The organism is Streptomyces sp. NPDC096132 (assembly GCF_044763345.1).
Taxonomy (GTDB): domain Bacteria; phylum Actinomycetota; class Actinomycetes; order Streptomycetales; family Streptomycetaceae; genus Streptomyces.
In genome coordinates this window covers 97,804-122,941 of the sequence record NZ_JBIWGA010000026.1, presented here as the reverse complement: position 1 = coordinate 122,941, position 25,138 = coordinate 97,804, and the positions used below count along the sequence as shown (strand labels likewise).

Sequence of the window (25,138 nt, the reverse complement as noted above, 5' to 3'; positions counted from 1 at the left end):
GTGGTCGGGCCTACAGGTGGCCGGTCTCGCCGCCGTTGTCGCGGCGGTCGAGGGCGCGCTGGAGGGCGGCGGCGGCCTGCTTGCGGTCGGACTCGCTCGTACGGGAGCTGTGGCGGACTCGGCGGCGGACGGTCGTCTCGGCCATGGGAAATCGACTCCTTCGAAAGACCAGGGAGTGCGGAAAGGGTTACGAGACGCCGGAGGGCGGAGAGCAGCGGACCGCAGGGGTTGCCTGCGCGGGGTCCGGCTCACGACCGCCATTCGCTTGATCGAGCGAGACGTTCGGCTCCTACAAAACTAAGGGAGGAGCGCGCGCCTGTCTCCACAATTACTCGGACTTCCTACTATCTGAGACGGCGGATTCGGTGACACGCGTCCGGCCTGCGGTGATCGCGCACACGGCTGATCCTGCGCACGGGGCGCGACACCGGGTCGGCGCAACGGGAACGGTGAGGTCATGAGCGACACGGCCAAGGCACTTCTCGAGGGCGGCCCGGACGATCTGCCCGCACGGATCGTCCCGGTCACGACCCCCGGAGCGGATCTGAAGATCGAGCTACGGAACGGCTACGAACACTTCAGACCCACCCCCCGCCGGGCGGACACACCGGAGGGCAGACTCCCCGTGTACGAGTGGTGGGAGCGGACGGAGATGCCCGGCTAGGACGCCGCGGCGCACTCGGCGTTGATCCCGAACCATGGATCGGCCATGCGCCGGGCGTGGTCGAGTGCCGGCTCGCGATCCTCGAACTCCGCCGACCATCGGAGCACCGCCCGCTCCCGGTCCTCCTCGCCGGACCGCTCGGGACGGTCCCTCAACTCACGCCACCGCGCGAGCCGGCCGAGCAGGTTCGCCTGGAACGCGCCGAACCAGTCCTCGGCCGGGGCGATGCCCGTCCCGGCGACGTAAATCAGCGCGCTCACCCGCTCCGGGTGGGCGCGGGCGTAGGCGAGCGCCAGCTGGGCGCCCCAGGAGTGGCCGAGCAGGGCGATGCGCCCGAGGCCGACGTGCCGTCGTACGGCGTCCAGGTCGGCCACGGACCGGGCGGTGGTCCACGGTCCGTCGCACCGCTGCGAGCGGCCGCAGCCGCGCTGGTCCCAGCGGATCACCCGGGCGGCGTCACCGAGCAGCGCGGCCACGTCCCCGAACATGTCCCACAGCCCGGCCCCGCCGTGACACAGGACGAGCGGCGCGCCCCGGCCGGACGCGCTCGCCCACAGTCGTACTCCGTCGTCGGCGCGCAGGGTCATCCCCGCATTGTGCGGGGTCAGCCCATGTGCGGGTAGGTGTAGTCGGTCGGCGCGACCAGCGTCTCCTTGATGGCGCGGGTCAGCGTCCAGCGGGTGAGGTTCTGCGGGGCGCCGGCCTTGTCGTTCGTGCCGGAGGCGCGGCCGCCGCCGAAGGGCTGCTGGCCGACGACGGCGCCGGTCGACTTGTCGTTGATGTAGAAGTTGCCGGCCGCGTAGCGCAGCTTCTCCATCGTGTACGCGGTCGCGGCGCGGTCGCCCGAGACGACCGAGCCGGTCAGGGCGTAGTCGGACACCGACTCCATCTGGGTCAGCATCTCGTCGTACCGGTCGTCCTCGTAGACGTGCACGGCGAGGACCGGGCCGAAGTACTCGGTGGTGAAGACCTCGTTCTCCGGGTCGGTGCACTCGATGACGGTCGGGCGGACGAAGTACCCCACCGAGTCGTCGTAGCTGCCGCCCGCGACGATCGTGCAGGTCGGGTCGGCCTTGGCGCGGTCGATGGCGGCCTTGTTCTTGGCGAAGGCGCGCTCGTCGATGACGGCGCCGATGAAGTTCGACAGGTCGGTGACGTCACCCATGGTGAGGTGGTCGACCTCGGCGGCGAACTCCTCCTTGAAGCCGGAGTTCCACAGGGACGCCGGGATGTAGGCGCGGGAGGTCGCGCTGCACTTCTGGCCCTGGTACTCGAAGGCGCCCCGGGTGAGTGCCGTCTTGAGGACCGCGCGGTCGGCGCTCGGGTGGGCGACGACGAAGTCCTTGCCGCCGGTCTCGCCGACCAGACGCGGGTAGGAACGGTACTTCTCGATATTGGCGCCGACCGTCTTCCACAGGTACTGGAAGGTCTTCGTCGAGCCGGTGAAGTGGATGCCGGCGAGGTCGCGGTGTTCGAGGGCGACCTCGGAGACGGCGATGCCGTCACCGGTGACGAGGTTGATCACGCCCTTGGGGAGACCGGCCTCCTCGAGGAGACGCATGAGCAGGACGGCCGCGTGGGTCTGGGTCGGCGACGGCTTCCACACCACCACATTGCCCATCAGCGCGGGCGCGGTGGGCAGGTTGCCCGCGATGGCGCTGAAGTTGAACGGCGTGATCGCGTAGACGAAGCCCTCCAGCGGGCGGTGGTCGAGACGGTTCCACACGCCCGGGGAGTTGGCCGGGGGCTGCTCGGCCAGGATCCCGCGGGCGTAGTGGACGTTGAAGCGCCAGAAGTCGACCAGCTCGCAGGGGGTGTCGATCTCAGCCTGCTGGACCGTCTTGGACTGGCCGAGCATGGTGGAGGCGGCGATCGTCTCGCGCCAGGGGCCGGCCAGCAGGTCGGCGGCGCGCAGGATGATCGCGGCGCGGTCGTCGAAGGACATCGCGCGCCAGGCGGGCGCGGCGGCGAGGGCCGCGTCCACGGCGTCCCGGGCGTCCTGGTGGGTGGCGTTGCGGTACGTGCCGAGGACGGCCCGGTGGTTGTGCGGCTGGACCACCTCGAACGCGTCACCGCCGCCCATCCGCTTCTCGCCGCCGATGGTGCAGGGCAGGTCGATCGGGTTGTCGGCCAGCTCCTTGAGCCTGGCCTCCAGCCGGGCGCGCTCGGGCGAGCCGGGGGCGTAGCCGCGCACCGGCTCGTTGACGGGGGTGGGGACCTGGGTCACAGCGTCCATGGGTTCCGTAACTCCTTGACTTGAGCGGGGGTGCGAGCGGGGGGTGGGGCTCAGCCCTTGGTGATCACGCTGCGGACGAGCCTCGTCGCCTCAGCCATGACCGATCATGCTTCGCAGGAAAAAGCGCAGGTTCGCCGGCTTCTCCGCCAAGCGGCGCATGAAGTAGCCGTACCAGTCGGTGCCGTAGGCGGTGTAGACGCGCATGCGGTGGCCCTCGGCGGCGAGCCGCAGGTGCTCGTCGCTCCTGATCCCGTACAGCATCTGGAACTCGTACTCGTCGGGCTTGCGCCCGGCCTTGCGGGCGAGTTCCTGGGCGATGGAGATCAGACGCGGGTCGTGGGACCCGATCATCGGGTACCCCTCGCCCTCCATCAGAGTCCGCAGGACCCGGACGTACGCCTTGTCGATCTCGTGCTTCTGCTGGTAGGCGACCTCGGCGGGCTCCTTGTACGCGCCCTTCACGAGCCGTACCCGGCTGCCGCTCGCGGCGAGGCGGCGGGCGTCGGCCTCGGTGCGGAAGAGGTAGGCCTGGATGACGCAGCCGGTCTGCGGGAAGTCCCTGCGCAGCTCCTCGTGGATGGCGAACATCGAGTCGAGGGTGGTGTGGTCCTCGGCGTCGAGGGTGACCGTGGTGCCGATGGCGGCGGCCGCCTCGACGACCGGCCGGGTGTTGGCCAGGGCCAGCTCGTGGCCGCCGGGGAGCGCCTGGCCGAACATCGACAGCTTGACGGACATCTCGACGCGCTCGCCGAGGTCCAGCTCCCGGAGGCGGTCGACCAGGGCGAGATAGGCGTCGCGGGCGGTGGCGGCCTGCTCGGGCGTGGTGATGTCCTCGCCGACGACGTCCATCGTCAGCTCCAGGCCCTTGGCCGTGAGGTCCTCGATGATCGGCACGATGTCGTCGACGGTCTCGCCCGGGATGAAGCGGTCGACGACCTGCTTGGTCACCGGGGCCGCCGAGATCAGGCGTCGCATCCGGTCGCTGCGCGACGCGGCGAGAATCACGGGACCCAGCACGGGGCACCTCCACATACCAACCCATACGAGGCCGATACCCGACGATTCGGGAACGGCACGGAGAACCACCGTGAAAGTTAAGGATCCCTCCGATCGTCGGCCATCGACAGCTGTCACGCATCCGTGCCGCAGATCTCAGACAGATGTATGAAGGCCCTGCGGGACTGGGGGAGAATGCCCGGGTGACGTCGGATTTCACAGGTGACTACCAGGAGCTGGTCGACGAGATCTCGGAGCTGCTCGGCGTCCCGGCGACCCTGGAGAACCGGGACTTCGAGCTGATCGCCTTCGGCGCGTACGACAGCGAGGGCGAGCTCGACGCGTCCGCGCTGGACCCGGTGCGGGCCCGGTCGATCCTGACCCGGCGTTCGACGGCGACGGTGCGCACGTGGTTCGAGGGCTTCGGCATCACCCGGGCCACCGCCCCGGTCCGCATCCCGCCGACCCCGGAAGCCGGCGTGTACCGGGGCCGCGTGTGTCTCCCCGTACGCCATCGGGGGGTCGTCCTCGGCTACGTCTGGCTCCTCGACGACGATCCCGGACCCACGGACGCCCAGCTGGCGGCGGCGATGGAGGTGACCGTGCGGATCGGCGCGCTGCTCGCGGACGAGGCCCAGCACGGCGCCGACCTCACCCGGGAGCTGCGGGCGGTGCTGACCGCCAAGCCGGGCTGGCCGCGCGACATGGCGGTGGCGGAGCTGCGCACCGCGCTCGGCGCCCGCGCGGACGGCCCGCACACGGTGGTCTGCGTGGCCCCCTGGCCGTCCGCCGACCCCGACGACGCCCCGTCCCTGCGCACACTCGCGGGCGCGACCGCGCTGTGCACGGTGCCCTGGGGCAGGGGGCACTCCCCCGAGGCGGCGGACGCGGGCCGGTGCCTCGCGGTGCTGGTCCGGCTGCGGTCGACGGATGTGCTGACTCCGGCGACGTCGGTGGCGGGCCGGCTGCTGGAGCGGGCGGACGGAGCCGCCGCGGGCGTCGCCGCCGGACGGTCCGGCCTGTCCGAGCTGGGCGCGCTGTGGCAGGAGGCGTCGGCCTCGGCCCGGGCGGCGCTCGCCGAACCCCGCCTCGGCCCCGTGGCCCCGTGGGCGTCGATCGGCCCGTTCCGGCTCCTGACCTCACTGTCCCCGGAGACCGCCCACGACCCCGCCGTACGCACCCTGCTCACGCCCGCCCACCGTGAACTCGCCCGCACCGCCGAGGTGTACCTGGACTGCGCGGGCCAGGCGGGCCGCGCGGCAGCGGAGTTGGGGATCCACCGCCAGACCCTGTACTACCGGCTGTCCCGGGTGGAGCAGCTCACCGGCCTGGACCTGGACGACGGGGAGGACCGGCTGCTGCTGCACATGGCGCTCAAGGGGGCGCGGCTGCCCTGAGGTTCGCCCCGGACGGGAATGTCGGACATCGAGGCATGCGGGGCCTGTGGACGCTAGCCTCTCGTGCTGTACCGCGCGGCCGACGGCTTGGGGGACGAGGGCGTGAAGAGCGACGTGGCGGCGTTCCGGCGGATGGAACGTCATCTGCTGGGCACGGCACAGGAGGCCAACTACCTGGTCGACCTGTCCAACGTGGTGCGGGACACGGCGCTCGGCGGCGGGCGTCCCAGAGCCCTGCAGCGGTTACGGCTGGTCCTGCGGGCGCTGCGCGAGTCCTCGGGCGACCAGGAGGTCACCGTCCACGCGATCGCGGACGACAGCCTGCTGCGTCCGCGCCACGACGGCGAGTTCCCCGACCCCGCCGAGGGCCCGCTGCTGCGCGAGTGGCGGGACCGCGGACTGATCGCCGCCATCGCCAAGGCCGACCCGGATCTGCTGGACCACGCCAAGGAGTTCGGCACCAGGGTCATCAGCAGCGACAACTTCACCGGGCACCGGAGCGAGCACCCCTGGATCCAGGGCGACCGCGAGCACTTCCTCAAGCCCGAGCGCGTGGACGGCGGTCCGGTGCGGCTGGTCCTGAGGGACATGCGCGTGTTCGCCGACCGGGAGGTGTCCCGGGAGGGCGAGCGCGACGCGCTCAAGGCCCGCAATCTGCTGGACTTCCAGGGCAGGCCCCGCTCGGACGTGCTGGGGCGCTCGTGGCTCTGTCCCCGTCCGGACTGCCACCCCCATCCCGCGATCCAGAGCGGCAAGGTGGTCTGCCGGATCCACCGGACGCTGCTGAGGGACGCCGGGCCGCGTCGCCGCCGGATCCAGCTGAAGATCTTCATCGACGGGACGTGCCACGCCTGGGAGAACCTCACCGAGGGTCCCGACGGCCAGGACAAGGAGTTCGTCCTCGGACGCGGCCACTTCGCCCGGATCGAGGAGTGTCATCTCCCCGGGGAACGACGGCGCAGGATCAGCCGGCAGCATCTGCTGCTCGTCTGCAGCCGGGGCGCGTTGCGGGTCCTCGACACCAGCACGGCGGGCAGCCGCATCCGCACGGTCCGGCCGGGCGGGGAGCCCACGCCGTGGCGCACCCTGCCGCGCCCCGGCACCGAGGCCGCCGGACTGCCCGGGGAGCGGGTCCCGCGCGCCTTCGGCCCCGACGACGAGATCGAGCTGCTCCCCGGGATCGCGCTGCGCCGCAGCGGCCAGCGGTGGCCGGAGGAGCGGGCCGAGGGCGTACGCGCCAAGCCGCCCAAGCGCGCCAAGGGCGGGGACGAGTTGACGAGCCTGGGCTGAGCGGGCGTGCCGCCCGGGGCGGCGGTCCGGCGCGGCGCGGACGGAGTGACGGAGGGACCCGGTGGAACCGGTGGGGGGTTGAGTGGAGCCGCTGAGGGAGGACGATCCCGAACGGATCGGCGGACACGAGCTGTTCGCGTTGCTGGGCCAGGGCGGCTGGGGAAACGTGTACTACGCCCGTACGGGCAGGGGCCGCTCGATCGCGCTGAAGACGATCCGGCCCGACTGCCTGGAGGAGAACCCGGAGCGGTTCCGCAAGCGCTTCGCCAGAGAGGTCGAGGCGGCCAAGGCGGTCGACCCCCGGCACACCGCCGAGGTGGTCGACTCGGACACTCAGGCGCCCGAGCCGTGGTTCGCCACCCGCTACATCGCCGGGGTGAACCTGAGCGAGGCGCTCGACCACTGCCGTAGTCCCCTGTCGCAGCGGACCTGGCGGGTGCTGGCGGTCGGTCTGACCGACGCCCTGCGCAGCATCCACCGCGCGGGCCTGGTCCATCGCGACCTCAAACTCGCCAACGTCCTGCTGGGCGCCGAGGGCGCCTCGGTCATCGACTTCGGCATCGCCCGGCACCTCTCCCCCACGGACGGCACCACCCTGACCGGCACCGGGACCAATCCCCGCACCATGAGCTTCGCCTCGCCCGAGCAGCTTCGGGACGAGCGGGTGGGACCGGCCACCGACGTCTTCGCCCTGGGTCTGGTGCTGGCCTACACGGCCCTGAACCGGCACCCGTTCGGAACCGGCTCCCCGATGGAGATCGCCGCGAACATCCTGACCGGCCGCCCCTCGCTCGAGGGTCTGCCGCTCGCGGTGGAGAAGGTGGTCCGCCCGTGTCTGGAGCCGAGTCCGGGGAACCGGCCCGGCCCCGCGGAGATCGCCGGCCTGCTCGCCGCGGACGCCGCGACGAAGGAACGGGACTGGCTGCCCCCGGGGCTGCGGGCCACGATCGACCGGCGCTCCCGCCATGCCCTCGACCTGGACGGGCCGCTGCGTCCGGGGCGGCGGACGGGGCGCGGATCAGCGTCACCGGCGGGTGCTGCGGCGTCCGGTCGTGCCTCCGGGCTCACGTACGAGCCGACCCCCGCGAAGGAACGGTCCGCGCAGAACGCCCGGCTGTCGCGGGAACGCGAGCTGTCGTCGGCTCCTTCGGGGCGGACGGAGACGGAGGCGACGGCTCCGCCGCAGGCCGCTCCCGACAATCCGGACGCCCAGCTCCGCGCGTCCGCCGAGGCCGGCAACGCCAAGGCCATGCGCCGGCTCGCCGCCCGCCTCAAGAGTGCCGGTGACATCGACTCGGCCCTGCTCTGGTACCGGCGCGCGGCGCAGGTGGGCAACCCGACCGGCGCGCGCGAGGCCGGGCAGCTGATCGAGAGGCACTTCCCCGATCAGCTGCGGCAGGCCGTGGCGCTGTACCGGATGGCGGCGAACGCCGGGGACGCCGTCGCGACCACGCGGCTGGCCGAGTTGCTGGGGACCGAGCGGGACCGTCCGGCCGGGGCACCCGAGCGGGACGAGAAGGCCGGCACCGCCGCCGCTCCGGTGTCCCCGGCGGAGCAGGCGATGCTGCGCAAGCACCGGGCCGCGGCCATGGACGGGCAGATCAACTCCCTGCTGGCTCTGGGGGACTGGTACCGGCAGCGGAATCGTGAGCAGGACGCGCTCGTCTGGTACTGGCGTGCCGCCGAGAACGGCCATCCGCACTGCATGTTCATGACCGCAGCGCTGCTCGCCAAGGATCCGCAGCGGGACAGCGAATCGCTCAAATGGTTCCGGGCGGCGGCCGACGCGGGCAACACCGAGGCCATGCACCGGCTGGGGCAGCGCATGGAGAAGAACCAGCGCCCGGCGGACGCGCTCGACTTCTACCGCTCCGCCGACCGACCCGCCCCAGAAGAAGAAGACCCAGCCCAAGGCGGCCCCGAACGCCGGCACCACGAAGACCACCGCCGCCAAGACCACGGCGGCCAAGACCATGGCCACCAAGACCACGGCCACCAAGTCCGCAGCCACCAAGAAGCCCGCCACCGCCGCGAAGGCCGCCCGGCCGAACGCGACCGCACTGCGCAAGGAGGCCGCGAAGCACGAGAAGGAAGGCCGTCTCCAGAAGGCCCTGGACACCTACACCAAGGCGGAGCAACTGGGCGACGCGGCGTCCGAGAAGGAGGCCGCCCGGCTGTGCCTGCGGCTGAGCGATCACGCCGCCACCGCGGATGGGCGCAGGCACCTCAAGAGGCGAGCCGTGAAGCTGTACCGGAAGCTCGCCGAGGAGGGCGATCAGCAGGCGATCCGGGTCCTGGCCGAACTGGAGGTGACCACCGACAGCCGGCAGCAGCACGAGAAGCAGCTGCAGACACAGTTGCAGGCGCAGCTGCAGGCGGCCGGCGCGGGAAGCTCCAAGGCCATGCGTGCCGCGGCACGCACGTATCTGAGGCTGGGGTCCGAGGAGCATGTGCAGGCGGCCCTGTCCTGGCTGCGGCGGGCCGGCGAGATGAACAACACCGGGGCCATGCTGGACGGCGCCCGGGTGTACGAGGAGCGCGGCCAGCACCGGGAGGCCCTGGAGTGGTACGCGTGGGCTCGGGAGAGCGGTGACACGGCGGCCGTACAGCACATCGAGCGCCTGGCGTCCGAGCACCCCGGCGCCGCTCTGATGAGCCGCCTCTCCAGGCGCCTGCGTCGCGCCTGGTCCTGACACGGTCTTGAAAATGATTATCATCATGCTAATGTCGGCGCACGCCACCCTTGACCACCCCTTTACCCGGAGGGCCCCGTGCGCCTGCCCGCCCGTCGTCTGCTCCCCCTCTCCGCTCTCACGGCCGCCTCCACCCTGCTCACCGGCTGCTTCACCGGCGACGGCCCCGCGTCCGCGGGCGCCGACGGCAAGCGGCTGCGGGTCGCGATGATGCAGCCGCCGCGCTCCGGCCTGTCCCCCCTCTCCGACGACGCCTTCAAGCTCTCCCGCTGGTCCACCGCCGAGACCCTGGTGAAGCTCGACGCGGAAGGGGACGCGCGGCCCGCGCTCGCCACGTCCTGGCAGCAGAACGGCCGTACCTGGACCTTCGAGATACGCGACGGCGTCACCTTCCACGACGGGACGGAGCTCGACGCCGACGCCGTCGTGCGGTCGCTCACCGAGGCCGCGACCGCCTCCCCCAAGCCCCGCATCCTGGACGGCGTCGACCTCACCGCGCGGGCCGCCGACTCCGACACGGTCACCGTCACGACCGCAGACGGGGACCCCCTGGTCCCGCAGCGGCTCAGCTCGCCGCAGCTGTCGATCCTCGCGGCGCGGGCGTACGAGGGCAGGACGGTGAACCCGGTCGGCACGGGCACCGGCCCCTTCGAGCTCACGAAGGTGAACGGCACCTCCTCCGCCTCCCTCGACCGCTACGACGCCTACTGGGGCGGCAGGGCCGAGGCACCCGGGATCGATGTACGGTTCGTCCCGGACGGCACCGCCCGCGCCGCGGCGCTCCGCAGCGGCGAGGCCGACATCGTCGAGGCGGTCCCGGTCTCACAGGCGGCGCTGCTCGACGAGGACCTCGTCACCGAAGTCCCCATGCCACGCACCAACACGCTCTACCTCAACACCGGGAAGGGCGTCTTCAAGGACGCGTCGCTGCGCGCCGCCGCCCGGGAGGCCATCGACGCCGAGTCGATCGTGAAGGGCGTGTACGAGGGGCGCGCGGACGTCGCCGAGGGGCTGCTGGGGCCCGCGCTGCCGTGGGCGGCCGAGCTGCGCACACCGGTGTCGCGCGCCCGGGCCGGCGACCCGGCGGGCAGGTCCGTCACCATCGGCACCTTCACCGACCGCGCGGAACTGCCGGAAGTCGCCGCCGCGCTCCAGCAGCAGCTGCGGAAGGCCGGGTTCGAGGTGCGGCTGGAGGTGCGCGAGTACGCCAACATCGAGGCGGACGCGCTGGCCGGCGCCTTCGACGCGTTCCTCCTCTCCCGGGCCACCGTGCTGGACTCGGGCGACCCGGCCGCCTATCTCTACAGCGACTTCGCCTCCGACGGCTCCTTCAACATCTCCCAGCTCGACGACCCCTCCGTGGACGCCGAGTTGAAGCGGGCGGGCGAGACGCCCACCGGCGCCGCCCGGCGCAGGGCCGTCATCGCCGCCGAGGCCGCCGTCCTCACGACCGACGCGGCCCTGCCGTTGCTGCACGAACGGGTCGTCCAGGGCGACGCGGCCGGGGTCGTCGACGCCGCACACGACCCGCGCGAGCGGGAGCTGGTCACGGCGGGCACGTACGTCAAGTGAGGTCGCCCGTACGACGGGTGAGGCAACCCGTACGGCAAGTGCCGTCGGCCGTACGCCACTTGAGACCGGCCGCCGCCGGGGTGACCCGGGCCCTCTGCCTCCTCGCGGTCCTCGCCGCCGTGGGTCTGCTGCCCTGGTTGTCCGGCCGCGACCCGGCGCTGACCGTGCTGCGCGCCCGTTCCGCCGAGCAGGAACCCACCCGGGAGGCGCTGGACGCGATCCGCCGCGACCTCGGGCTGGACGCGGGTCCGCTCTCCCTGCTGGGGAGTTGGGCCGCCGATCTCGCACACGGAGACCTCGGCACGTCCTGGGTGTCGGGCACGGACGTCCTGCCCTCCGTGCTCGCCGGGCTCCAGGTGTCGCTCGCGCTGATGGGCGCGGCCCTGGCCGTCGCGGTGCTGCTCGCCGTCGTCCTCGTCGCGCCCGTGCTGGTGCGGGGGCGGGCGTCGGCCGGTGCGGGCGCCGCGATGTCGGCCGCCGTACCGGAGTTCCTGCTGGCCACGGTGGGGCTGCTGGTGTGCGGGGTGTGGCTGGGGTGGCTGCCGACTTCGGGGTGGGCCGGCCCGGAGTACATGGTGCTGCCGGCCGTCGCCCTCGGTGTCCCGGCCGGCGGGCTGCTCGGCCGGCTGGTCGCGGACGCGCTGCCCGCCGTACTGGACGAGCGGTGGGTGGAGCTGTGGCGGGGCGCGGGGGTGAGCCGGGCGCGGATCGCGTCGGCGGCCCTGTGTCGCGTACTCCCGCCGCTGGTACCGCAGTTCGGGATAGCGGCGGTGGGCCTCACGGGTGGCGCGGTCGCCGTGGAGAGCGTCTTCGCCGTACCCGGTATCGGGCGTACCGCCCTGGGGGCGGCCAGGTCGCAGGATCTGCCGCTGCTCCAGGGATCGGTGCTGGCGCTGCTGCTGCTCGGCCTGGTCACCGGCGCGGCGGCGGCCCTGGTCCGGCGCCGGCTGCTCGGCCCGGCGCTCCGGGACGCCTCGTTGGCCCTGCCGCAGGCCCGCCCGGTCCGCATCCACCCCGCGTTCCCCCTGACCCTCGCCGGCGTGCTGCTCACCCCGATCGGCTGGGGCCTGCTGCGCGACCCGTACGCCATCGACACGGCCGCCCGGCTGGCGCCGCCGTCCGCACACGCGGCGGCACTGGTCCAGGAGGTGCGGGCGTCCTCCTTCCTCTTGGCCCAACGGGCCATCGGCGCATCCCCCTGGTGGATCCTCACCCGGCACGTCCTCCCGTCGGTGGCCGCGCCCGTGGCCCGCCACGCGCTGCTCCGGCTGCCCGGCATCGCGCTCGCGCTGGCCTCCCTGGGCTTCCTGGGCCTCGGCGCCCAGCCCCCGGCCCCCGAGTGGGGCCTACTGCTGGAGGAGTCCCGCGCCTACGTGGAACGCGCCCCGTGGGCGGCCCTGGCCCCGGCGGTCGCGCTGGCGTTGCTGGCGGGCCTGGCGGTGTCGGGAGCGGCGTACGCGCAGGGGCGCGGCATGAAGAACATGAAGAAGGAGACCCCCGTTGGAGTCTGAGGTGCTGCTGTCGGTGCGGGATCTGCGGATCGGCTTCGCCGGGGTGGACGTGGTGCGCGGGGTGTCGTTCGACGTCCGGGCGCGCGAGGTGTTCGCCCTGGTGGGCGAGTCGGGCGCGGGCAAGAGCCTGACCGCCCGGGCCCTGCTCGGCATGCTGCCGAGGGAGGCGAGGACCGCCGGTACGGTCCACCCGGACCTGTCGGGCGCGCGGGGCCGCCGGATCGCCCTGGTCCCCCAGGACGCCCTCTCGGCGCTCTCCCCCGTCCGCCCGGTCGGCGACCAACTCGCCGCGGCCGTACGATCGGTGCGGGGTGTCTCGCGGCGGGAGGCCCGTGCGCGGGCGGTGGCCGCGCTGGACCGGGTGGGCATCCCCGACGCGGCCCGCACGGCCCGCGCCTACCCGCACGAGTACTCCGGCGGCATGCGCCAGCGGGCGGTCATCGCGATGGCCACCGTCAACGAGCCGGACGTCCTGGTCGCCGACGAACCGACCACCGCGCTGGACGCCGACCGCCGGGAGCGGGTGCTGGCGCTGCTCGCGGAGCAGCGGGAGGCCGTCGGCGCGGCGCTCGTCCTGGTCACCCACGACATCGAGGCCGTACGACGGCACGCGCACCGCGTGCTGGTGATGTACGCCGGCCGCGCGACGGAGACCGGCCCGGCCCGGGAGATCCTGACCCGCCCACGAGCGCCGTACACCGCGGCCCTCCTGGCGTCCCTCCCTCCACCGGAGGGACCCCGGCGCCGCCGCCTCCCCTCCCTCCCCGGTGGCCCACCCACCCCCGGCGCGCTCCCGCCCGGCTGTGCCTTCGCTCCGCGCTGCCCGCTGGCGGGCGAGGTCTGCCGTCGTGAGGAACCGGCCGAGCGGGAGGTGGGCGGACGGCTGGTCGCCTGCCATCGGACGGACGAAGTCACCGATCCCATGAGGGAGTTCACATGACCCGCCCCCTGCTGGAGGTCCGTGACCTCGTGGTCCGCTACGGCACGACGACCGCCGTCGACCGTGTCTCCCTCAGCCTGGAGCCGGGCGAGACCCTCGCGCTCGACGGCCCGTCCGGCTGCGGAAAGTCCTCCACCGCCCTGGCGGTGCTGCTCCTGCGGCGCCCGGACTCGGGACAAGTCCTCTTCGAGGGAAGGGAGTTGACCTCCCTCACCGAGCGCGAGCTGCGCCCGCTGCGCCCTCGTATGCAACCGGTCTTCCAGGACCCGTACGGCTCCCTCAGCCCCCGCCACCGCATCCGCGACGCCGTGGCGGAACCCCTGAAGGTGCGGGGCGGATGGAACGCCTCCGACGGCCCGGCGCGCGTGGCCGAACTCCTCGACCGGGTCGGCCTGGCACCCTCCTGCGGCGACCGACTCCCGCACGAGCTCTCCGGCGGCCAGTGCCAGCGCGCGGGCATCGCCCGCGCGCTCGCCTCCGAGCCGCGCCTGCTGGTGCTGGACGAGCCGGTGTCGGCACTGGACCCGTCCGTGCGGGCGGGGGTGCTGAACCTGCTGGCCGACCTGCGGGACGAACTGGGTCTCGGCTGTCTGTTCATCTGTCACGACCGGTCCGTCGTACGGCACTTCGCGGACCGGGTGGCCGAGATGCGGGACGGGCGGATCAGCTCTTCGTGGCGCCCGTGATCACCCGCCGCAACCCCTCGGTGAGCTGTGTCGCGTCGGTCGCCGAGTCCGGGTCGAAGAGCCACTGGACCATGAGCCCGTTGAGGAGGGTCTGGTAGAAGCGGCCCTCCGTGTCGACGGTCTCCTTGTCGAGCTCGTCCTCCGGGACGCCGTTGAACATGGGGACGATCCCCGAGCGGCCCTGCTCCTGCGCCTCGGCCAGCATCCTGCGCACCTCGGGGAGCCGGTCGCCCTGGACGATGAGCTCGAAGCTCAGCATCCAGATCGCCCGCGTCCGCGGCACCGCACCGATGATGCTCGCCCACACCTCCTGGAAGCGCTCGAGCGATCCGGCCGGAGCCGTCACCGTGCCGCTCGCCCCCCACCCCGGATCGAAGTCGTCGCCCGCTCCCTCGACCAGCGAGACGTACGCCTGCACCAGCAGCGCGTCCTTCGACCCGTAGTGGTAGCCGATGGACGCCAGGTTGGTCCCCGACTCCTTGACGATGTCCCGCGCGGTCGTGCGCAGGAACCCCTTCTCCAGCAGGCAGCGCTTGGCGCCTTCGAGCAGATCCTCGCGATGTCCCATGCCGTCACCCTACCCCCGATTCATACAGTCGTCCCAGACAAGCGATTTATACGATCGTTCTAGACAACCGTATAAGACGCCCGTACAGTCTCCGGCATGACGAACTCGACGAGCACCACCACGACCCGCGCGCCTCGCGCCGGCCGCCGCTGGGGGTCCCCCCTCTGGGGGAGGACGGCGCTCGGTGTGCTGATGCTTCCGCTGCTGCTGGTCTCGATGGACGTCTCGGTCCTGTACTTCGCGATCCCCGCGATCAGCGCGGACCTGGAGCCGAGCGGCACCCAGCAGCTGTGGATCTTCGACATCTACGCGTTCGTCCTGGCCGGCCTGCTGATGACGATGGGCTCGCTCGGCGACCGCATCGGCCGCCGCAGGCTGCTCCTGACCGGCGCCGCCGCCTTCGGAGCCGCCTCCCTGGTCGCGGCCTACGCGAACAGCGCAGAGACCCTGATCGCCGCCCGCGCGCTCCTCGGTGTCGGCGGCGCGACCCTGATGCCCTCGACGATGGCCCTGATCCGCACGATGTTCACCGACCCCGCCCAGCGGGCGAAGGCGATCGGCCTGTGGTCCGGCGTCATGACGGCGGGTGTCGCGCTCGGCTCGGTGATGAGCGGTGTCCTCGTCGAGTACTTCTGGTGGGGCTCGGTCTTCCTGGTCAACCTGCCCGCGATGCTCCTGCTGCTGGTCCTCGGCCCGGTCCTGCTGCCGGAGTCCCGCGACCCCGCCCCCGGCCGCTTCGACTGGCCGAGCGTCCCGCTGTCGATGGCCGCCGTGCTCCCCGTGATCTACGGCCTGAAGGAGATCCCCTCCGAGGGCTGGCACACCAAGTACGTCGTCTCGGTCACCGTCGGCCTGCTCTTCGCGGCCCTCTTCGTCCGCCACCAGCGCACCGCCGCCTCCCCCATGATCTCCCCGGCCCTGTTCCGCCGCCCCGGGTTCGCCCCCGCGGTCGTCCTGAACCTCGTCTCCTCGTTCGGGATGATGGGCTCGGCCTTCTTCACCACGCAGTACCTGCAGTCGGTCCTCGGCAAGAGCGCGCTGGAGGCGGCCCTGTGGGCACTGCTCCCGTCGGTGCCGATCGGCATGGCCGCCCCACTGGCCACCGCCCTGGTCCAGAAGGGCGTCAACCGGGCCTACGTCGTGACGGCGGGCTTCGCGACCGCCGCGGCCGGCTACGCCCTCCTCGCCCTGGCCGGCACCGACTCGGTGTGGCTCGTGCTGACGGCCTGCGGGGTCCTCGCCTCCGGGATCGTCATGGTCATCTCCCAGATGACGGACCTGGCGATGAGCGCGGCCCCGGCCGAGCGCGCGGGCTCCGCCTCCTCCCTCCTCGAGACCGGAGCCGAGTTCGGCGGAGCCCTCGGGATGGCGGTCCTGGGCTCCATCGGCACGGCGATCTACCGCCACGAGATCCCGGCTTCGGCCCCGGCCGCGGCGCGGGAGACCCTGGGCGGAGCGCTGGCCGTGTCCGACCGGGTCCCCGGACTGGCGGAGGCGGCGAGGGAGGCGTTCACCAGCGGGATGCAGGGGGCGGCGATCGCGGGGGCGGTGCTGCTGGCCGGGTCGGCGGTGGCGGCGACGGCGACCTTGCGGAGGATCCGCGTGAAGTGACGCAAGCGAAAAGGCGCCGGCGGCTGGAGTGATCCAGCCCCCGGCGCCTTTTCAGCCGAGCTCAGCACAACCAGCCCGTCCGGCGTTTGAGGACGAGGCCCCTTCAGGGCCGAAGCGGGGGTCTGGGGGCTGCCGCCCCCAGTCCGGCGGCAACCTCAGACGAGGTTCACCGCACGAGCCGACGTCGCGCCGATCTCCGTGGCGACCTCGCTCAGCACAGCCGCGGGCACCGTGTCGTCCACGGTCAGCACGGCCAGCGCCTCGCCGCCCGCCACCGCACGGGCGACCTGCATACCGGCGATGTTGATGCCGGCCTCGCCGAGGATCCGGCCGACCGTGCCGACGACACCGGGACGGTCCTCGTACTTGAGGACGACCATGTGGTCGGCGAGGGCGAGGTCGACGTCGTACTCGCCGACCGCGACGATCTTCTGGAGGTGCTTCGGACCGGCCAGCGTGCCGGAGACCGACACCTCCTCGCCGTCCGAGAGAGTGCCGCGCACGGTGACGACGTTACGGTGGTCCGCCGACTCGGAGCTGGTGGTCAGGCGTACCTCGACACCGCGCTCCTGGGCGAACAGCGGGGCGTTGACGTACGACACCGTCTCGTCGACGACGTCCTCGAAGACACCCTTGAGGGCGGACAGCTCCAGCACCTTCACGTCGTGCTGGGTGATCTCGCCGTAGACCTCGACGTCGAGGCGGACCGCGACCTCGCCGGCGAGCGCGGTGAAGATGCGGCCGAGGCGCTCGGCGAGCGGCAGACCGGGCTTGACGTCCTCGGCGATGACACCGCCCTGGACGTTGACCGCGTCGGGCACGAGCTCACCGGCGAGGGCGAGGCGCACCGACTTGGCGACGGCGATACCGGCCTTCTCCTGGGCCTCGTCGGTGGACGCGCCGAGGTGCGGGGTGCTGACGACCTGGTCGAACTCGAACAGCGGGGAGTCCGTGCAGGGCTCCTTCGCGTACACGTCGAGGCCGGCACCGGCGACGCGGCCCTCCTTGAGGGCGGAGTACAGCGCCTGCTCGTCGACGATCCCGCCGCGCGCGGCGTTGACGATGCGCACGCTCGGCTTGACCTTGCGCAGCGCCTCGTCGCCGATCAGACCGACCGTCTCGGGGGTCTTCGGCAGGTGGACGGTGATGAAGTCGGAGACCTCGAGCAGCTCGTCCAGCGAGAGCACCTTGACGCCCATCTGGGCGGCGCGCGCGGGCTGGATGTAGGGGTCGTAGGCGACGACCTTCATCCCGAAGGCGGACATGCGCTGGGCAACCAGCGCACCGATCCGGCCCAGACCCACGACACCCAGGGTCTTCTCGGCCAGCTCGACGCCCGTGTACTTGCTGCGCTTCCACTCGCCGTTCTTCAGCGCGGCGTTGGCCTGCGGGATGTGGCGGGCGGTGGCGAGCAGCAGACCGCAGGCCAGTTCGGCGGCGGTCACGATGTTGGAGGTGGGGGCGTTGACGACCATCACGCCGGCCTTGGTGGCGGCGGAGACGTCGACGTTGTCCAGGCCGACGCCGGCTCGTGCGACGACCTTGAGCTTGCCGGCGGCGGCGATCGCCTCGGCGTCGACCTTGGTGGCCGAGCGGATCAGGATGGCGTCGACGTCGGCGATCGCGGGGAGCAGTTCGGTTCGGTCCGCTCCGTTGCAGTGCCGGATCTCGAAGTCCGGGCCAAGTGCGTCCACGGTCGCGGGCGACAGCTCTTCAGCGATGAGTACGACGGGTTTCGAGCTCACGTGAGTCCTCACAAGTCCAAAGCATGCGGACGGCCGTCCCGACGGCCGCAGGCGGAGGAAGGCTAGTCGCGTGTGAGACGCACGACGCTGTGGGCCTGAACGCGTATATAGGCAGCAGTGTAGTGCTGCGACGGAGGTCGCCTCACGCCTCCGCGGAAGGATCACCCGTCCGTGTGTGGACGGGATGGCCAAGAGGGCCGGAGCAGTGTGCCCCGGCCCTCCGGCATGAGGCCTACGCCTCCTCGTTCACCCAGCTCATCAGCTTGCGGAGCTGCTTGCCGGTGGTCTCCAGCAGGTGCTCGGAGTCGGCCGACTTGTACTCGTTGTACTTCTTCAGACCGCCGTGGTACTCGTCCATCCAGTTCTGGGCGAAGGTGCCGTCCTGGATCTCGGCGAGGACCTGCTTCATCTCGGCCTTGGTGGCGTCGGTGATGATGCGCGGGCCGGTGACGTAGTCGCCCCACTCGGCGGTCTCGGAGACGGACCAGCGCATCTTCTCCAGGCCGCCCTCGTACATGAGGTCGACGATCAGCTTCAGCTCGTGCAGGCACTCGAAGTAGGCGATCTCCGGCTGGTAGCCGGCCTCGACCAGGGTCTCGAAGCCCGCCTTGACCAGGGCGGCGGTGCCACCGCAGAGGACGGCCTGCTCACCGAACAGGTCGGTCTCGGTCTCCTCGGTGAAGGTGGTCTTGATGACACCGGCGCGGGTGCCGCCGATGGCCTTGGCGTACGACAGGGCGAGCGCGAAGGCGTTGCCGGTCGCGTCCTGCTCGACGGCGGCGATCGCGGGGACGCCGCGGCCCTCCTCGTACTGGCGGCGGACCAGGTGGCCCGGGCCCTTCGGGGCGACCAGGGCGACGTCGACGCCGGCCGGGGCCTTGATGAAGCCGAAGCGGATGTTGAAGCCGTGGGCGAAGAACAGCGCGTCGCCGTCCTTCAGGTTGGGGGCGATGGACTCCTCGTAGACCTGGGCCTGGATCGGGTCCGGGATGAGGATCATGATGACGTCGGCCTCGGCGGCGGCCTCGGCGGGCGTCACCACGCGCAGGCCCTGCTCCTCGGCCTTGGCCTTGGACTTGGAGCCCTCGTGCAGACCGACGCGGACGTCGACACCCGAGTCACGCAGCGACAGCGCGTGGGCGTGGCCCTGGCTGCCGTACCCGATGACCGCGACCTTGCGGCCCTGGATGATGGACAGGTCGGCGTCGGCGTCGTAGAACAGCTCGGCCACTTTGGGTTCTCTCCTTGTGTGCAGGTGTTGCGTCCCACCGTATGACGGCGGGCGGAAGGGAAGTTTCGGGGTCTCGGTATACGGGCGGCCGGAGTCACCCGACCGCCCGGTTCCAGCCTTACGCGGATCGGTCGAGAGCGCGCAGCGAGCGGTCCGTGATCGAACGGGCACCGCGGCCGATCGCGATCGTGCCGGACTGGACCAGTTCCTTGATGCCGTACGGTTCCAGCATCTTCAGCATGGCGGACAGCTTGTCGCTGCTGCCGGTGGCCTCGATGGTCACGGCCTCCGGGGAGACGTCCACGGTCTTGGCGCGGAACAGCTGGACGATCTCGACGATCTGGGAGCGCGTCTCGTTGTCGGCGCGCACCTTCACCAGAACGAGTTCACGGTGGACGGCCTGCCCGGGCTCCAGCTCGACGATCTTCAACACCTCGACGAGCTTGTTGAGCTGCTTGGTGACCTGCTCCAGCGGCAGGGCCTCGACACTCACCACGATCGTGATGCGGGAGATGTCGGGGTGCTCGGTGACACCGACGGCGAGCGAGTCGATGTTGAAGCCACGGCGGGAGAACAGGGCGGCGATCCGGGCCAGGATGCCCGGCTTGTTCTCCACCAGGACGGAGAGCGTGTGCTTGGACATTTCTCTTTACGTCTCTCTCGCTCAGTCGTCTTCGTTGTCGCCGAAGTCGGGGCGGACGTCCCGGGCGGCCATGATCTCGTCGTTGGAGGTGCCGGCGGCGACCATCGGCCACACCATCGCGTCCTCGTGGACGATGAAGTCGATGACGACCGGGCGGTCGTTGATCGAGTTCGCCTCCTCGATGACCTTGTCGAGGTCGTCGGGGGACTCGCAGCGGATCGCGTAGCAGCCCATGGCCTCCGACAGCTTCACGAAGTCGGGGACGCGGGTACCGCGGGCGTCCGGGTTGACGTCGTTCGGGCCGGAGTGCAGCACGGTGTTGGAGTACCGCTGGTTGTAGAACAGGGTCTGCCACTGGCGGACCATCCCGAGGGCGCCGTTGTTGATGATGGCGACCTTGATCGGGATGTTGTTCAGGGCGCAGGTGGTGAGTTCCTGGTTGGTCATCTGGAAGCAGCCGTCGCCGTCGACCGCCCAGACGGTCCGCTCCGGCGCGCCGGCCTTGGCGCCCATCGCGGCCGGGACCGCGTAGCCCATCGTGCCCGCGCCGCCGGAGTTCAGCCAGGAGGCGGGCTTCTCGTACTGGATGAAGTGGGCGGCCCACATCTGGTGCTGGCCGACGCCCGCCGCGAAGATCGTGCCTTCGGGGGCGAGCTGTCCGATGCGCTCGATGACCTGCTGCGGGGAGAGCGAGCCGTCGGCGGGCTGGTCGTAGCCGAGCGGGTAGGTCTCGCGCCAGCGGTTCAGGTCCTTCCACCAGGCTGCGTACATAGGCCCGGCGGCCTCGCCCTGGTTGCCCTCGCTGTGCTCCTTCTGCACCGCCAGGATCAGATCGGCGATGACCTCGCGGGCGTCACCGACGATCGGCACGTCGGCGGCGCGGTTCTTCCCGATCTCCGCGGGGTCGATGTCCGCGTGGACGATCTTGGCGAACGGGGCGAAGCTGTCGAGCTTGCCGGTGACGCGGTCGTCGAAGCGGGCGCCGAGGGCGACGATCAGGTCGGCCTTCTGCAGACCGGTGACCGCGGCCACGGAGCCGTGCATACCGGGCATGCCCAGGTGCTGCGGGTGGCTGTCGGGGAACGCGCCCAGCGCCATCAGCGTGGTGGTGACGGGCGCGCCGGTCAGCTCGGCGAGGACCTTCAGCTCGGCGGTGGCGCCGGCCTTGAGGACGCCGCCGCCGACGTACAGGATCGGCCGCTTGGCGGCGGTGAGCAGCTTGGCGGCCTCGCGGATCTGCTTGGCGTGCGGCTTGGTCACCGGGCGGTAGCCGGGCAGGTCCATGGTGGGCGGCCAGGAGAAGGTGGTCTTCGCCTGGAGGGCGTCCTTGGCGATGTCGACCAGGACCGGGCCGGGGCGGCCGGTGGCGGCGATGTGGAACGCCTGCGCGATCACCCGCGGGATGTCCTCGGCCTTGGTGACCAGGAAGTTGTGCTTGGTGATCGGCATCGTGATGCCCACGATGTCCGCCTCCTGGAAGGCGTCCGTGCCGATCGCCTTCGACGCGACCTGCCCGGTGATCGCCACGAGCGGCACCGAGTCCATGTGCGCGTCCGCGATCGGCGTGACCAGGTTCGTCGCACCGGGGCCCGAGGTGGCCATGCACACCCCGACCTTGCCGGTCGCCTGCGCGTAACCGGTCGCCGCGTGGCCCGCGCCCTGCTCGTGGCGGACCAGGACGTGACGGACCCGGGTCGAGTCCATCATCGGGTCGTAGGCGGGAAGGATCGCACCGCCCGGAATGCCGAATACCGTCTCGGCGCCGACCTCCTCGAGAGAGCGGATGAGGGACTGCGCGCCCGTGACGTGCTCGACGGTGGCGGAGTGTCCTCCGGATCGGGGCCGGGGCTGCGGATGAGCCCCGGTGGCCTGCTCGGTCATCGGCATTCTCTTCTCGATGCTGAGGGTTTTACTGCGGGTTCTACGGGTTCACTGCGGGTTTTGTGCAACAAAAAACCCCTCGTGCCGTAAGGCAAGCGAGGGGAGCGCGCCGGGTGTGGGTCGCTGGGAGTCCGGGTCCTTCCGGGCGTCACCAGCTTCAGCCGACGCGCTTTCCAAGTACGAGAATTCGGGTGCGCATGGCAATGACCCTCCCCCTGGCGCGCACCGACTGTCAAGTGGGTGGGACAGGAGTCTCAGTATGTGAGCGAAGGGCACTTCCGCTCCCCAGTACGGCGGTTACACCACTGGTGTACACCCCCGAGGCGCCGCCCGCGAACGCGGGTTCCACGGGGCCGTGGGGCACCGAGTAGCGGCCGGTGGCGAGCGCCCGGCGCAGCCGGTACTCGTCCAATGGCCCGGAGAACGCCATGCCCTGGCCGTGTGTGCAGCCCATCGCGCGCAGGGCCACCACCTGTTCCGGCAGGTCCACGCCGTCGGCCACGGACTGCAGCCCGAGGTCGCAGGCGATCCGCAGCAGCCCACTGGTGATCTTGTGCAGCCGCGCGGACTCGACGACCCCCTCGACCAGCGAGCGGTCGAGTTTCAGTACGTCGACGGGGAGCCGGCGCAGCGCGGTGAGGGTGCCGTAGCCGCCGCCGAAGCCGTCGAGGGCGATCCGGACGCCGAGCCGGCGCAGGGCGCCCAGGCGGCGCTCCAGTTCGTCCAGGGACACCTTCGCGTCCAGGTCCGCCAGTTCGATCACCAGCGACCCGGAGGGCAGTCCGTGCCGGGTGAGCAGCGCCTCCACGGAGCCCAGCGGCATCGACCGGTCCAGCAGACGCCGGCCGCTCATCCGCACGGCCACGGGCACGGTGAGTCCGCTCGCGGCCCGGTCGGCGGCCTGTTCGACGGCCTCCTCCAGGATCCAGCGGCCCAGCTCGGCGGTCTTGTCGCTGTCCTCGGCGACCCGCAGGAACTCGGCGGGCGTGAACAGCACTCCCTGCGAGGACCGCCAGCGCGCCTGGGCGGAGACCGACGAGATCCGGCCGTCCTCCAGCCGCACCACGGGCTGGTGCAGCAGCGCGAACTCGCCGTCGTGCAGTGCGGCCCGCAGCCGCGTGGCCAGCTCCGCCTTGCGTACGACGTCCTGCTGCATCTGCGGCTTGTACAGCTCGACCCGGCCCTTGCCGCCCGCCTTGGCGCGGTACATCGCGAGGTCGGCGTTGCGCAGGATCTCGCCCGCGCCGAGGCCCGGTTCGGCGAAGGCGACGCCGATGGAGGCGGCGACCCTGACGTCGTTGCCATCGATCAGATAGGGCTGCGAGAGGGTGATCCTGAGGCGGTCGGCGAGCTCCAGGATGTGCCGCTCCCGGGCGGCCCGGTCACGGGTGGCGTCGCCGACGATCAGGGCCGCGAACTCGTCGCCGCCCAGCCGGGACGCGGTGTCGCCCTTGCGGACGGCGTCCTGGAGCCGACGGGCGGCCTGGACGAGGAGTTCGTCCCCGGCCTGGTGCCCGATGGTGTCGTTGACCGCCTTGAAGCCGTCGAGGTCGATGAACAGGACGGCGGTGTTGCGCAGGGCGGTGCCGCGGTCGGAGCTGCGGCGGCCGGACAGGGCCTGCTGGACGCGCCGGGTGAACAGGGCGCGGTTGGGCAGGTCGGTGAGCGGGTCGTGCTCGGCGTTGTGCTGGAGCTGCGCCTGAAGGCGCACCCGTTCGGTGACGTCCCGGCTGTTGAAGATCAGACCGCCGTGGTGGCGGTTGACGGTCGACTCGACGTTGAGCCAGTTGCTGTCGCCGGAGCGGAAGCGGCACTCGATGCGGGTCGTGGGTTCGTCCTGGGGTCGGGCGGCGAGGAAGCGGCGCACCTCGTGCACCACGCAGCCCAGGTCCTCCGGGTGGATGAGATCGGCCAGCTCGGTGCCCACGAGGGCCTCGGCGGGCCGTCCGTAGACCCCGGCGGCGGCCGGCGAGACGTACCGCAGGATGCCGCTGGGGGCGGCGATCATGATGACGTCGCTGGAGCCCTGCACCAGGGAGCGGAAGTGGTTCTCCTGTTGCGCCAGTTCCTGGGTGAGGGTGATGTTGTCGAGCAGCATGATCGCCTGGCGCACCACGAGGGCGAGGACGACCGCGCCGCCGGTCAGCAGCACCACGCGGTCGACGCTGCGGCCGTTGAGGACGTTGTAGAGGATCCCCAGGGTGCAGACGGCGGCGGCGAGGTACGGGGTGAGGGCGGCCAGGGAGCCGGTGATGGGCCGGGTGGCCGGATACCGGCTGTGATCACCCCCTTGCGGGGGAGACTGCGCGGGGTGCTGGGGTGTCGGTGCGGACGGGTGCGGGGCGGTGTGCGGGGCGGTGTGCGGGTGGCCGCCGGGGCGGTGTCCCGGCACGTGCTCGTGGACCACGCGCGTGTGCCCGTCGTCGTCGGCCGAGCCGTGCTGCCGCGAGGCGGCCCAGGGGGCGTACGCCAGGAGCAGGGAGCCCGCGAACCAGCCGGCGTCGAGGAGCTGGCCCGAGTGGTAGTTGTTGTGCATCAGCGGTGAGGTGAAGAGGGCGTCGCACATCACGGTCAGCGCGAGCGCGCCGACGGCCGTGTTGACCGCCGTGCGGTTCGCGTAGGACCTTCTGAAGTGCAGGACGAGCACCATGCTCACCAGGGCGATGTCGAGCAGCGGGTACGCCAGTGACAGCGCCGCGTGCGCCACGCTCGGTCCGTCGAACTTCGCGGCCTGCGCGAGGGCGAGGCTCCAGGAGAGCGTGAGCAGCGACCCGGCGATCAGCCAGGCGTCCAGCACCAGGCAGACCCAGCCGGCCTTGGTGACGGGCCGGGCGGCCAGCACCAGCAGCCCCACGATCGCGGGGGGCGCGAAGCACAGGAAGAACAGGTCGGCGTAGCTGGGGCTGGGGACGGGACGCCCCAGGACGACCTCGTACCACCCCCAGACCAGGTTGCCCAGGGCGGCCATCGCCGAGGAGAGGGCGAACAGCAGCCAGGCGGGTCGAAAGCGGACGCGGCGGGTGCGCGCGTAGAGGAAGCAGGACACGGCGGCGGCTCCCGCCGCGGCGGACAGTCCGAAGTCACCCATGATCAGGGCGAGTTCGTCGGAGCCCCAGCCGAGCGCGGAACCGACGGCGTATCCCGCGCACAGAAGGGCCAGCACCAGTTGGTGGACCAGGCTCGCCCCGGCGCCGGAGAACGGCCGTCCGGTCGGTGGTGTGGTCACCGGGGACCGGTCGCGCGGCGCCGGGTCGACTCCGTCGAGGAGGGTCGTGGAGGTCGTCGGGGAACTCACCGGATCCCCCTGGTCCGCGCTCCCGGCTCGCTCGTCTCCGGGTGCGCATGCTTCCTGCGGCCGCTGTGCCTGCGGTGGTGATGGCCGGGGTGAGTGTCGTGACCGCGTCTGCGCGCGGCCGTGCGCCAGGGCCGCCGCCGGCGGCTCCGCCGCGTCGGATCGTTCGTCCATAGGCCGTG

Annotated in this window: 19 protein-coding genes; 9 read left to right on the top strand and 10 right to left on the bottom strand. The window is 71.8% G+C overall.

The window, feature by feature from the left end:
* Nucleotides 1–10: 10 nt before the first annotated feature.
* Nucleotides 11–145, bottom strand: coding sequence for a hypothetical protein (locus tag ACIRF9_RS41615; RefSeq protein ID WP_403833606.1), 135 nt, complete (start codon nucleotides 143–145; stop codon nucleotides 11–13).
* Between the two features lie 312 nt (nucleotides 146–457).
* Between ACIRF9_RS41615 and ACIRF9_RS41610 the strand changes: the two genes are divergently transcribed.
* On the top strand, nucleotides 458–664 hold the full coding sequence (locus ACIRF9_RS41610; RefSeq protein ID WP_403833604.1) for a DUF5988 family protein: 207 nt from the start codon (nucleotides 458–460) through the stop codon (nucleotides 662–664).
* Here the strand turns inward: ACIRF9_RS41610 and ACIRF9_RS41605 are convergent.
* From ACIRF9_RS41605 to ACIRF9_RS41595, 3 genes are all read right to left on the bottom strand, one after another.
* On the bottom strand, nucleotides 661–1,251 hold the full coding sequence (locus ACIRF9_RS41605) for an alpha/beta fold hydrolase (protein WP_403833601.1): 591 nt from the start codon (nucleotides 1,249–1,251) through the stop codon (nucleotides 661–663). The two genes, ACIRF9_RS41610 and ACIRF9_RS41605, sit on opposite strands and share 4 nt — an antisense overlap.
* Nucleotides 1,252–1,268: 17 nt before the next feature.
* Complete coding sequence (gene pruA, locus ACIRF9_RS41600; RefSeq protein ID WP_403833599.1) at nucleotides 1,269–2,900, bottom strand: L-glutamate gamma-semialdehyde dehydrogenase; 1,632 nt, start codon at nucleotides 2,898–2,900, stop codon at nucleotides 1,269–1,271.
* A gap of 90 nt (nucleotides 2,901–2,990) precedes the next feature.
* Nucleotides 2,991–3,917: a proline dehydrogenase family protein gene (locus ACIRF9_RS41595; RefSeq protein ID WP_403833597.1), complete on the bottom strand. Its 927-nt coding sequence runs from the start codon at nucleotides 3,915–3,917 to the stop codon at nucleotides 2,991–2,993.
* Nucleotides 3,918–4,060: 143 nt separating this feature from the next.
* Here ACIRF9_RS41595 and ACIRF9_RS41590 point away from each other — a divergent pair, with 143 nt between their 5' ends.
* The 7 genes from ACIRF9_RS41590 (at nucleotide 4,061) to ACIRF9_RS41560 (ending at nucleotide 13,985) form a co-directional block, all read left to right on the top strand.
* Nucleotides 4,061–5,293 (top strand): PucR family transcriptional regulator, encoded by a 1,233-nt coding sequence (locus ACIRF9_RS41590; RefSeq protein WP_403833595.1) that lies wholly within the window; start codon nucleotides 4,061–4,063, stop codon nucleotides 5,291–5,293.
* Between the two features lie 63 nt (nucleotides 5,294–5,356).
* Nucleotides 5,357–6,583 (top strand): FHA domain-containing protein, encoded by a 1,227-nt coding sequence (locus ACIRF9_RS41585; protein ID WP_403833592.1) that lies wholly within the window; start codon nucleotides 5,357–5,359, stop codon nucleotides 6,581–6,583.
* Nucleotides 6,584–6,665: 82 nt separating this feature from the next.
* A complete protein-coding gene (locus ACIRF9_RS41580) occupies nucleotides 6,666–9,176 on the top strand; it encodes a protein kinase (RefSeq protein WP_403833590.1) in 2,511 nt (836 codons plus the stop codon).
* Between the two features lie 178 nt (nucleotides 9,177–9,354).
* The gene (locus ACIRF9_RS41575; protein ID WP_403833588.1) at nucleotides 9,355–10,848 is read left to right on the top strand and encodes an ABC transporter substrate-binding protein; all 1,494 of its coding nucleotides are present in this window, start codon (nucleotides 9,355–9,357) and stop codon (nucleotides 10,846–10,848) included.
* A 59-nt stretch (nucleotides 10,849–10,907) separates the two neighbouring features.
* Nucleotides 10,908–12,359 carry an ABC transporter permease subunit gene (locus ACIRF9_RS41570; protein ID WP_403833585.1) on the top strand — a complete coding sequence of 484 codons (1,452 nt, stop codon included), beginning with the start codon at nucleotides 10,908–10,910 and terminating at the stop codon, nucleotides 12,357–12,359.
* Nucleotides 12,349–13,299: an ABC transporter ATP-binding protein gene (locus tag ACIRF9_RS41565; RefSeq protein WP_403833583.1), complete on the top strand. Its 951-nt coding sequence runs from the start codon at nucleotides 12,349–12,351 to the stop codon at nucleotides 13,297–13,299. Before ACIRF9_RS41570 ends, ACIRF9_RS41565 begins: the two co-directional genes overlap by 11 nt.
* Nucleotides 13,296–13,985 carry an ATP-binding cassette domain-containing protein gene (locus tag ACIRF9_RS41560; protein ID WP_403833580.1) on the top strand — a complete coding sequence of 230 codons (690 nt, stop codon included), beginning with the start codon at nucleotides 13,296–13,298 and terminating at the stop codon, nucleotides 13,983–13,985. The genes ACIRF9_RS41565 and ACIRF9_RS41560 overlap by 4 nt, the downstream gene beginning before the upstream one ends.
* Here ACIRF9_RS41560 and ACIRF9_RS41555 read toward each other — a convergent pair.
* Complete coding sequence (locus ACIRF9_RS41555) at nucleotides 13,963–14,553, bottom strand: TetR/AcrR family transcriptional regulator (protein ID WP_403833578.1); 591 nt, start codon at nucleotides 14,551–14,553, stop codon at nucleotides 13,963–13,965. The two genes, ACIRF9_RS41560 and ACIRF9_RS41555, sit on opposite strands and share 23 nt — an antisense overlap.
* 96 nt (nucleotides 14,554–14,649) lie before the next feature.
* Here ACIRF9_RS41555 and ACIRF9_RS41550 point away from each other — a divergent pair, with 96 nt between their 5' ends.
* Nucleotides 14,650–16,164 (top strand): MFS transporter, encoded by a 1,515-nt coding sequence (locus ACIRF9_RS41550; protein ID WP_403833576.1) that lies wholly within the window; start codon nucleotides 14,650–14,652, stop codon nucleotides 16,162–16,164.
* 155 nt (nucleotides 16,165–16,319) lie between these two features.
* On the opposite strand, the gene serA is transcribed toward ACIRF9_RS41550, so the two are convergent.
* The 5 genes from serA to ACIRF9_RS41525 all read right to left on the bottom strand — a co-directional run bounded on the left by serA (nucleotide 16,320) and on the right by ACIRF9_RS41525 (nucleotide 24,959).
* Nucleotides 16,320–17,909: a phosphoglycerate dehydrogenase gene (gene serA, locus ACIRF9_RS41545; protein ID WP_403833574.1), complete on the bottom strand. Its 1,590-nt coding sequence runs from the start codon at nucleotides 17,907–17,909 to the stop codon at nucleotides 16,320–16,322.
* A gap of 232 nt (nucleotides 17,910–18,141) precedes the next feature.
* A complete protein-coding gene (gene ilvC, locus ACIRF9_RS41540; protein WP_403833572.1) occupies nucleotides 18,142–19,140 on the bottom strand; it encodes a ketol-acid reductoisomerase in 999 nt (332 codons plus the stop codon).
* Nucleotides 19,141–19,258: 118 nt separating this feature from the next.
* Entirely contained in the window at nucleotides 19,259–19,783 is a 525-nt protein-coding gene (gene ilvN, locus ACIRF9_RS41535; RefSeq protein WP_359288046.1) for an acetolactate synthase small subunit, read from the bottom strand.
* A 21-nt stretch (nucleotides 19,784–19,804) separates the two neighbouring features.
* Nucleotides 19,805–21,670 (bottom strand): acetolactate synthase large subunit, encoded by a 1,866-nt coding sequence (locus ACIRF9_RS41530; protein ID WP_403833569.1) that lies wholly within the window; start codon nucleotides 21,668–21,670, stop codon nucleotides 19,805–19,807.
* Nucleotides 21,671–21,896: 226 nt separating this feature from the next.
* Nucleotides 21,897–24,959 (bottom strand): putative bifunctional diguanylate cyclase/phosphodiesterase, encoded by a 3,063-nt coding sequence (locus tag ACIRF9_RS41525; protein WP_403833566.1) that lies wholly within the window; start codon nucleotides 24,957–24,959, stop codon nucleotides 21,897–21,899.
* Between the last annotated feature and the right edge of the window lie 179 nt (nucleotides 24,960–25,138).